Annotated in this window: 1 pseudogene; it reads right to left on the bottom strand. The window is 72.2% G+C overall.

Going from position 1 to position 510, the window contains the following annotated elements:
• Positions 1–510, bottom strand: a pseudogene (locus J7528_RS24200) (beta-galactosidase); the annotation flags it as partial.

Genomic DNA, 510 nt, shown 5'->3' with positions numbered 1-510 from the left:
TTCCAGTTCGGCCCGCCCGAGGGCCCGACGTCGCCTTGCTCGTCGGTGAAGGCATTGCCGAGCGCGGCGTTGACGTACATCGGCACGTCCCACTCGCGCTTCCCCGCCGCGGCCACCTCGTCGACGTAGCGCGCGATGTGCCAGGTCATGAAGAACTGCTCGGCACGCGGCCCGAAGGCCTCGGCCCACGGCTTGCGCGCCACGCCCAACGCCCGCGCAAGCTCTGCCGGAATCGGCTCGGCGAACAGCCGCTCGGGCGCGGCTGCGCGGTCGCGCGCGAGGTCGTAGCTGCCGGTCTCGTTCTCGACCTGGACCATGATCACCGTATGCTGCGGGTCGCGCTCGCGCAGATGCGCCATGAGCCGACTGAACGCCCGCGCGTCGGCCGCCAGCGTCTCGCTGCCGTGCGGGCTCAGCGCGTAATGCGCGCTGCCGTCCGCCCGCCGCATGCGCGGGAAGCGCCGGCCGTCGGTCTTGACCCACGCGGGCGTATACGTCGCGCCGGTATTC

Source organism: Caulobacter sp. (assembly GCF_017744445.1).
Lineage (GTDB): Bacteria > Pseudomonadota > Alphaproteobacteria > Caulobacterales > Caulobacteraceae > Caulobacter.
The sequence above is the reverse complement of the archived record's forward strand: the minus strand, read 5'-3'. Positions and strand labels throughout refer to the sequence as shown.